The organism is Herbaspirillum sp. NPDC087042 (assembly GCF_044745245.1).
In the GTDB taxonomy this organism is placed as follows: Bacteria; Pseudomonadota; Gammaproteobacteria; order Burkholderiales; family Burkholderiaceae_D; genus Herbaspirillum.
Window position 1 is genome coordinate 178,189 of sequence record NZ_JBIUZW010000013.1, and the last position, 7,135, is coordinate 185,323.

5 protein-coding genes and 2 rRNA genes are annotated in these 7,135 nt (G+C 60.7%); 1 reads left to right on the top strand and 6 read right to left on the bottom strand.

Annotated features, from left to right (window positions below; all coding sequences use genetic code 11):
- Positions 1 to 84: 84 nt before the first annotated feature.
- Both ACIPHN_RS18355 and hemE read right to left on the bottom strand, forming a co-directional pair.
- On the bottom strand, positions 85 to 2,202 hold the full coding sequence (locus ACIPHN_RS18355; RefSeq protein ID WP_400438317.1) for a primosomal protein N': 2,118 nt from the start codon (positions 2,200 to 2,202) through the stop codon (positions 85 to 87).
- A 717-nt stretch (positions 2,203 to 2,919) separates the two neighbouring features.
- Positions 2,920 to 4,017 (bottom strand): uroporphyrinogen decarboxylase, encoded by a 1,098-nt coding sequence (gene hemE, locus ACIPHN_RS18360; RefSeq protein WP_400438319.1) that lies wholly within the window; start codon positions 4,015 to 4,017, stop codon positions 2,920 to 2,922.
- Between the two features lie 236 nt (positions 4,018 to 4,253).
- Between hemE and ACIPHN_RS18365 the strand changes: the two genes are divergently transcribed.
- A complete protein-coding gene (locus tag ACIPHN_RS18365; RefSeq protein WP_400438320.1) occupies positions 4,254 to 5,042 on the top strand; it encodes a transporter substrate-binding domain-containing protein in 789 nt (262 codons plus the stop codon).
- A gap of 30 nt (positions 5,043 to 5,072) precedes the next feature.
- On the opposite strand, the gene ACIPHN_RS18370 is transcribed toward ACIPHN_RS18365, so the two are convergent.
- From ACIPHN_RS18370 to ACIPHN_RS18385, 4 genes are all read right to left on the bottom strand, one after another.
- Positions 5,073 to 5,885 (bottom strand): polyphosphate kinase 2 family protein, encoded by an 813-nt coding sequence (locus ACIPHN_RS18370; RefSeq protein WP_400438322.1) that lies wholly within the window; start codon positions 5,883 to 5,885, stop codon positions 5,073 to 5,075.
- Between the two features lie 54 nt (positions 5,886 to 5,939).
- Positions 5,940 to 6,368 (bottom strand): CoA-binding protein, encoded by a 429-nt coding sequence (locus tag ACIPHN_RS18375; RefSeq protein ID WP_400438324.1) that lies wholly within the window; start codon positions 6,366 to 6,368, stop codon positions 5,940 to 5,942.
- A 432-nt stretch (positions 6,369 to 6,800) separates the two neighbouring features.
- A 5S ribosomal RNA gene (gene rrf, locus ACIPHN_RS18380) occupies positions 6,801 to 6,913 on the bottom strand.
- A gap of 137 nt (positions 6,914 to 7,050) precedes the next feature.
- A 23S ribosomal RNA gene (locus ACIPHN_RS18385) occupies positions 7,051 to 7,135 on the bottom strand; the annotation flags it as partial.

A 7,135-nucleotide genomic window follows, 5' to 3' on the forward strand; every position in this document is an offset into this window, starting at 1 on the left:
AAGGGAACAGGCGCCAAGGTAACGCGCCTTCCCGGTCCCGCCCAGCAGGATGCGACGAAACGCCGCATCGATGGCGCCAGCGGCTCAGATATCGACGGGATCGACTTCCAGCGACCAGCGCGCGCGCGTCTTCACCTGCCGCAACAGCGCCAGCCATTGCTTGAGGAAGGCCTGCAGGGCCGGGCGCGAGGCGCACTCCAGCAGCAGCTGGGCGCGTTCCACGTTGGCGACCCGCATCATCGTCATCGGGATGGGTTCGTTGACGATGATGGCGGGGTCCTCCAGCAGCGTCGAGGCATCCTTCAGGAAAGTCATGGCCAGCTCCAGCTCGCGTGCCTCGGCACGCAGCAGCGCCTGGTACATGAAGGGCGGGAAGCAGGCCTGGCGCCGCTCGTCCAGCAGGGTGCCGGCAAAGCCGTCATAGTCGTGACGCATCACCGCCTGGTACAGCGGATGATGCGGATAGCGCGTCTGGATCAGCACTTCGCCCGAGCTGCCATCGGCTGACAGCCCCGCCCGTCCGGCGCGGCCGGCCACCTGCATCAGTTGTGCGAACAGGCGCTCGCTGGCGCGGTAGTCGTGCGAGAACAGCGCAGTATCGGGATTGAGCACGCCCACCAGGGTCAGCTTTTTGAAGTCATGGCCCTTGGCCACCATCTGCGTGCCGATCAGGATATCCACCTCACCCCGGTGCACGCTGTCGAAGGCGCTCTGGGCCGAGCCCTTCAGCCGGGTCGAATCGGCATCGATGCGCAACACCCGGGCTTCGGGGAAGATCGCCTGCAAGCCCTCCTCCACCCGCTGCGTGCCGCGCCCCAGGGGTTGCAGATCGACATTGCCGCAGGTCGGGCAGGCGCGGGGAATGTGCAATTCCAGGCTGCAATGGTGGCAGCGCAGCCGACGCTCGGGACGGTGCACCACCATGAAGGCATCGCAGCGCATGCAGTTGCTGATCCAGCCACAGGCATCGCAGGCCAGCACCGGCGCATAACCGCGCCGGTTCAGGAACAGCAGCGATTGCTCACCCTGCTCCAGGCGCTTGCGCACGGCGGCGATCAGGGTCGAGGTCAGGCCATCGACGGGCTTGTCGCGCTCCATGTCGATCACCTTGACGCTGGGCAGGACCGCCTGGCGGGCGGCGCGCTGACGCAGTTCGAGGCGGCGGTAGCGCCCGGCCTGGGCATGCTGCCAGGTTTCCAGCGACGGCGTGGCCGAGCCCAGCACCACCGGGATGCCCAGCTGGTGCGCGCGCCATACGGCCAGGTCGCGTGCCGAATAGCGCAGGCCTTCCTGCTGCTTGTAGGAGGGATCGTGTTCCTCGTCGATGACGATGAGCTGCAGCGACGGCAAGGATGACAGGATGGCCAGGCGCGTACCCAATATGATCTGCGCCTGGCCCAGGTGCGCGGCCAGCCAGTTGCGGGCGCGCTCGCCCTCGGCCAGGGCGCTGTGCAGCGACACCACGTTGAGATGCGGGAAACGTGCGCGGATATTGCCTTCCAGCTGCGGTGTGAGGTTGATTTCAGGCACCAGCACCAGGATCTGGGCGCGCTCGCCGCGCTCGGCCGCGCGGCGCAGGATGGCCGCCGCCGCCTGCAGATAAACCTCGGTCTTGCCACTGCCGGTGACGCCATACAGCAGCAGCGGCGCAAAGCCCTCGGCGCCGGAGATGGCGTCAGCCGCGGCCTGCTGGGCGGCGTTCAAGGCCGGCGCCTCGCCAAACTGCATGGGGTCGGGAGCAGGGGCAGGAGCGGAAACGGCTTCGTTCTCCTCGGCCAGCCTGGCCGCCTTGGACCGGGCACGTGTCTTCCTGGGCGTACTGATCTGGCCCAGGGCCTTGAGCGCCTTGTCCAGCGCCACCGTCGTCAGCGCCCGCAGGTTCTTGGGCAGGCCCGGCAGCATCACTTCGCCTAGCGGACGCTGGTAGTAGTCGGCAGCGAAACCGCACAGCACCAGCCAGTGCGCCGACATGGGCGGCAACTCCTTGCGTACGGCGATCACATTCTTGATCTTCTGCGGATCCAGGTCCGTGTGCGCGTCTTGCCCGACCACCACGCCTACGGCCTCGCGACGGCCAAACGGGACGACCACCAGTTGACCGACGGCCGGCACCGTGTCGTCCTCTGCCTGTGCTTGCCAACGGTAGTCGAAGACGGTGTGCAGGGGTGCATCGAGGGCGACCTGAAGGATGCGTTGTTCCACGAACTTAATGTAAATCCTGATTAATCGGGCTAAGCCACGGTTTCAATGTTGGTTTTCGAGCTATCCACACATGCTGTGGATAACTTTGGGGACAACTGCCACTTGACATGACCATCGCTAGTCTGGCTGCGGCTTTCAAGGAATTGCCCAAATCCGGGGCAAAAATTTAATCCAATAAAATCAATGACTTGGCCTTCCAACCCAAAGTCTGGAAAATATTTTTGCTAAGAAGATTTGTGCATGTGCGATGGCCTCCGAATGTGCATAAGTCCAAATCCCGATCTGCCGGCCGGGTATTTGTCAAGACCCGCCCTTTAAATAAATCCCGTCTATCTCCGGCACGCGAGATCGGCACTTGTCCTACAAACTTAAAGTAAAACGTCACAAAGCGCCCTAAACGGCGGTTTTGTAAACGCTTTTGAACTTTATGCACAGTGATTGTGGATAACTTTGTTGATAAGTGCATCTTGACAAGTCCCGAGACCAAGCCTGAAGCGGCTTAGCAACCGTTTCCACAATTACGTCATCAAATTAAATCGAAGAAAATCAATGACTTAGAGAGATGGGCTCGGCACAACTCTTCATATGCAAATAAAATTTATTCTCAGAGAGAAAAGGCGGCAGAGTGTGCATAAGTCACGCGATAGTTGCCACGGGAGTCACATTATCTCTTCCATCTGTGCAGAAGCGAACAAATAAGGACAAATACGCGCCAATTCAGGCGCGCATCGAACGGCTGATCTCGTGGACCGCCTGCGCCAGCGTTGCCACGGCCTCCGGCGGGGTGTGCTGGGAGATGCCATGACCCAGATTGAACACGTGGCCGCTGCCGGCGCCAGGCTTGCCGAAGGACTCCAGCAGCTTGCGCACCTCGGTGCGGATGGCTTCGTCGCCGGCGAAGAGCACATTGGGGTCCAGATTGCCTTGCAGGGCAACCTTGTCACCCACGCGGCGGCGGGCTTCGCCCAGGTTGACGGTCCAGTCCAGGCCGACGGCATCGGTCCCGATGGCGGCGATCTGTTCCAGCCACAGGCCACCGCCCTTGGTGAAGACGATCACCGGGATACGCTGGCCGTCGCGCTCACGCTGCAACTGGCTGACCACCTGCTCCATGTAGGCCAGGGAGAATTGCTGGTAGATGCCATCGGCCAGGGCCCCACCCCAGGTATCGAAGATCATCACGGCCTGCGCGCCGGCGGCGATCTGCGCATTCAGGTAGGCCGCCACGGCATCGGCATTGGTCTTGAGGATGTGGTGCATCAGGTCCGGACGGCCATAGAGCATGCTCTTGACCAGGCGGAAATCGTCCGAGCCACCGCCCTCGACCATGTAGCAGGCCAGCGTCCAGGGGCTGCCGGAGAAGCCGATCAGCGGTACCCGGCCATCGAGTTCACGGCGGATCTGGGTGACGGCATCGAAGACGTAGTTGAGCTTGCCCAGGTCCGGTGTCTGCAGCGCCATCACGGCGGCTTCATCACGCAAGGGACGCTGGAACTTGGGGCCTTCGCCATCGGCGAAGTACAGGCCCAGGCCCATGGCATCGGGGACGGTGAGGATGTCCGAGAACAGGATGGCGGCGTCCAGCGGATAGCGCTCCAGCGGCTGCAGCGTGACCTCGGTGGCGTAATCCGGATTGGTCGCCAGGCCCATGAAGGAGCCCGCGCGGGCGCGCGTGGCGCGGTATTCCGGCAGGTAGCGGCCAGCCTGGCGCATCAGCCACAGCGGCGTGTATTCAGTAGGCTGGCGCAACAGGGCGCGCAGGAAGGTATCGTTTTTGAGCGGAGCGAAGGTGGACATCGAAGTAGTAGAAGACATGGTCGGCCTGCAATGCGAACTGACGACAATCCGTCATTATCTCACCCAACGCCAGGCGCTTCCGGGCTAATTGTCACTATCCGCGTAGACGTATATTGACGCAGGTCGTGGCAGCCCCAATGCGCGATGTGCCCGTTGGCATTTGCTATCATTCGCAGCGGCGGCACCAGACCGCAAGAAGCAGGCAGATGACCTGCCCCATCATCATTCCCGCATCACAATGGAGAGGAGACCCCATGAAAAAACTCATCAGCGCCGCCATCCTGGCCGGCCTGGCCCTGGTTTCACTGTCGTTGCGCCCGGCCCTGGCCGATGACGCAGCCCCTTCGCGCCTGGATCAGGTACTCAAGGCTGGCAAGCTGCGCATCTGCATGACCGGCGACTACAAGCCCTTTACCTACTACCGTCCCGACCAGAGCTTCGAGGGCATGGACGTGGAGCTGGGCCAGGCGCTGGCCAAGTCGCTGGGCGTGGAAGCCCAGTTCATCAAGACCACCTGGAGCACGCTGATGAATGACTTCATCGCCCAATGCGACATCGCCATGGGCGGCGTCTCCATCACGCTCGATCGCGCGAAGACAGCGGCCTTCTCCGAGCCGACCATGGTCGATGGCAAGGCCCCCATCATCCGCTGTGCCGACAAGGACAAGTTCCGCAACTTCGACATGATCGACCAGCCGGGTACGCGCGCCATCGTCAACCCGGGTGGCACCAACGAGCGCTTCGCACGTGCCCGCTACAAGCATGCGACGCTGCTGCTGCACCCGGACAACGTGACCATCTTCCAGCAGATCGTCGATGGCCGTGCCGATGTGATGGTCACCGACGCCAGCGAGACCCTGTGGCAATCCAAGCTGCATCCCGAGCTGTGCCCGGTCACGCCGGACCAGCCGCTGCAGTTTGCCGAGAAGGCCTACCTGCTGCCGCGCGGCGATGTCGCCTTCAAGGCCTATGTCGATACCTGGCTGCACCTGGCCAAGGCCACCGGGCAGTACCAGCAGATCTTCGACAAGTGGCTCAAGTAAGACGCCTCATCGCCCTCATCCGGATCCCGCTCAGTCGAACTTGAGGTCCTTCAGTTCCGGCTTGGGATCCGGGAATTTCAGTTTCAGCTTCTGCAGGGTCTCCAGGACCACGTTGGCCACCATCAGGTTGCGGTGGGTCTTGGAATCGGCCGGCACCACGTACCAGGGCGCATGCAAGGTACTGGTGGCGCGCAGGACTTCCTGGTAGCGCTGCTGGTAGGCATCCCAGTACTTGCGTTCGGCCAGGTCCTGCGGATCGAATTTCCAGTGCTTGTTGGGATCATCGATGCGCGACTGCAGACGCGCCTTCTGTTCGCCCTTGGAGATGTGCAGGAAGAACTTCAAGACCACGGTACCGGTTTCCCACAGCATGCGTTCGAAATCGTTGATCTGACGATAGCGACGCTTGCATTCCTTCTCGTCGATCCAGTCATGCACGCGGGTGATCAGCACATCCTCGTAGTGACTTCGATTGAACACCGCGATCTCCCCCGCTACCGGCACCTGGGCATGGACCCGCCACAGATAGTCATGCGACAGTTCGATGGCCGTGGGGCCCTTGAAGTTGGCGATGCGGATGCCCTGCGGATTGACTGCGGCAAACACGTCGTTGACGGTGCCATCCTTGCCACTGGTATCCATGCCCTGCAACACCACCAGCACCTTGTGCTTGTGGCCGGCATAGAGCATCTGCTGCTGTACGCCGATGTCCGCGGCCAGGCGCTGGATGGTGGCGCGGTCCTTTTCCTTGTCGCCGCTGGAGAGCGGCTTGGTGGTGGCGTCGCTCTCCTTGAGCAGGGTCTTGGGATGGACGATGAATTGCGGGCCGATCTTCTTTGCCATGCTGTCTCGCTTTGTCGTTATGGAAGAGCTTGCTCACGTGTACCCGGCACTGCGTTACAACACCCCCAGGGTATTGCCCAGGCGATGTTCGATCTTGATGCATTTGTCCATGATGACCTGCAGGCCGGCGGCGCGTGCCTGGGTGGCGGCGGGTTCGTTGATGATGTCGAGTTGCATCCATACGCATTCGGCGTGGATGGCGATGGCCTCTTCCACTACCGGGGGAATGTCGGAAGATTTGCGGAAGCAATCGACAATCGAGATCCTCAAGCCCTCTGTCGCCAAGGCCGCGTTGGCTTCCTGCAGGCTGGCATGGCAGTGCTCACCCAGGATGACCTGACCGGCATACATCGGATTGACGGCAACGATGCGATAGCCAGCTGCCTGCATGTAGGCAGCTACGTCATAGCTGGCACGTTCAGGGCGGTTGGACAGCCCTACCACGGCAATGACGGGCTTGCCGTTGGCACGTGGCGAAGGCATTGAAGAGCTTGCCTGGCTTGCTGGATCCGTTAGCGCTTGATCTGGTATGACTGAAGACATCCGTGCTCCTGCCTGAAGGTTGACCAATGACATTGGCGGCAAGCGATGGCGATATCTCTAAAAGATTTACAAAAAACGGATTGGTTCTCCACACCTTGCCTGCCGACAATCACTTTACCCGATCATGCGACTTTCGGCAGTGCTGCGGCAAGCATGTTCATGAGAATCTGCTGACCGGTGCTGACACCGGCAGATCTCGATCACAAGGCGCAATAGTTAGTTTTCTGCGGGTGATCAAATCTGATTGCGAGGAGGCAGTAGTGGGATGCGTGGGGAATGACGAACATGCCATGCGCTGGTGGCCTCGACATTTCGTTCGCCCAAAGCAAAAACCCTCGCTACTTACGTAACGAGGGTTCTTGGGAGTAACAAGCCTGACGATGACCTACTTTCACACTGGTTGCAGCACTATCATCGGCGCGAAGTCGTTTCACGGTCCTGTTCGGGATGGGAAGGGGTGGTACCAACTTGCTATAGTCATCAGGCATAACTTGTATAGCCACTTGCTCTCGAACGGAGCAGCAAGCAACTCAAACTGGAAGAAGTAATTAGATTCTGGGGTGTGATGCACTAGGGCAAACACAATATATGCTCAACTCGTCTATAACAGAGCTAATGTTATAGGAACAAGCCGCACGGGCAATTAGTATCAGTTAGCTTAACGCATTACTGCGCTTCCACACCTGACCTATCAACGTCCTGGTCTC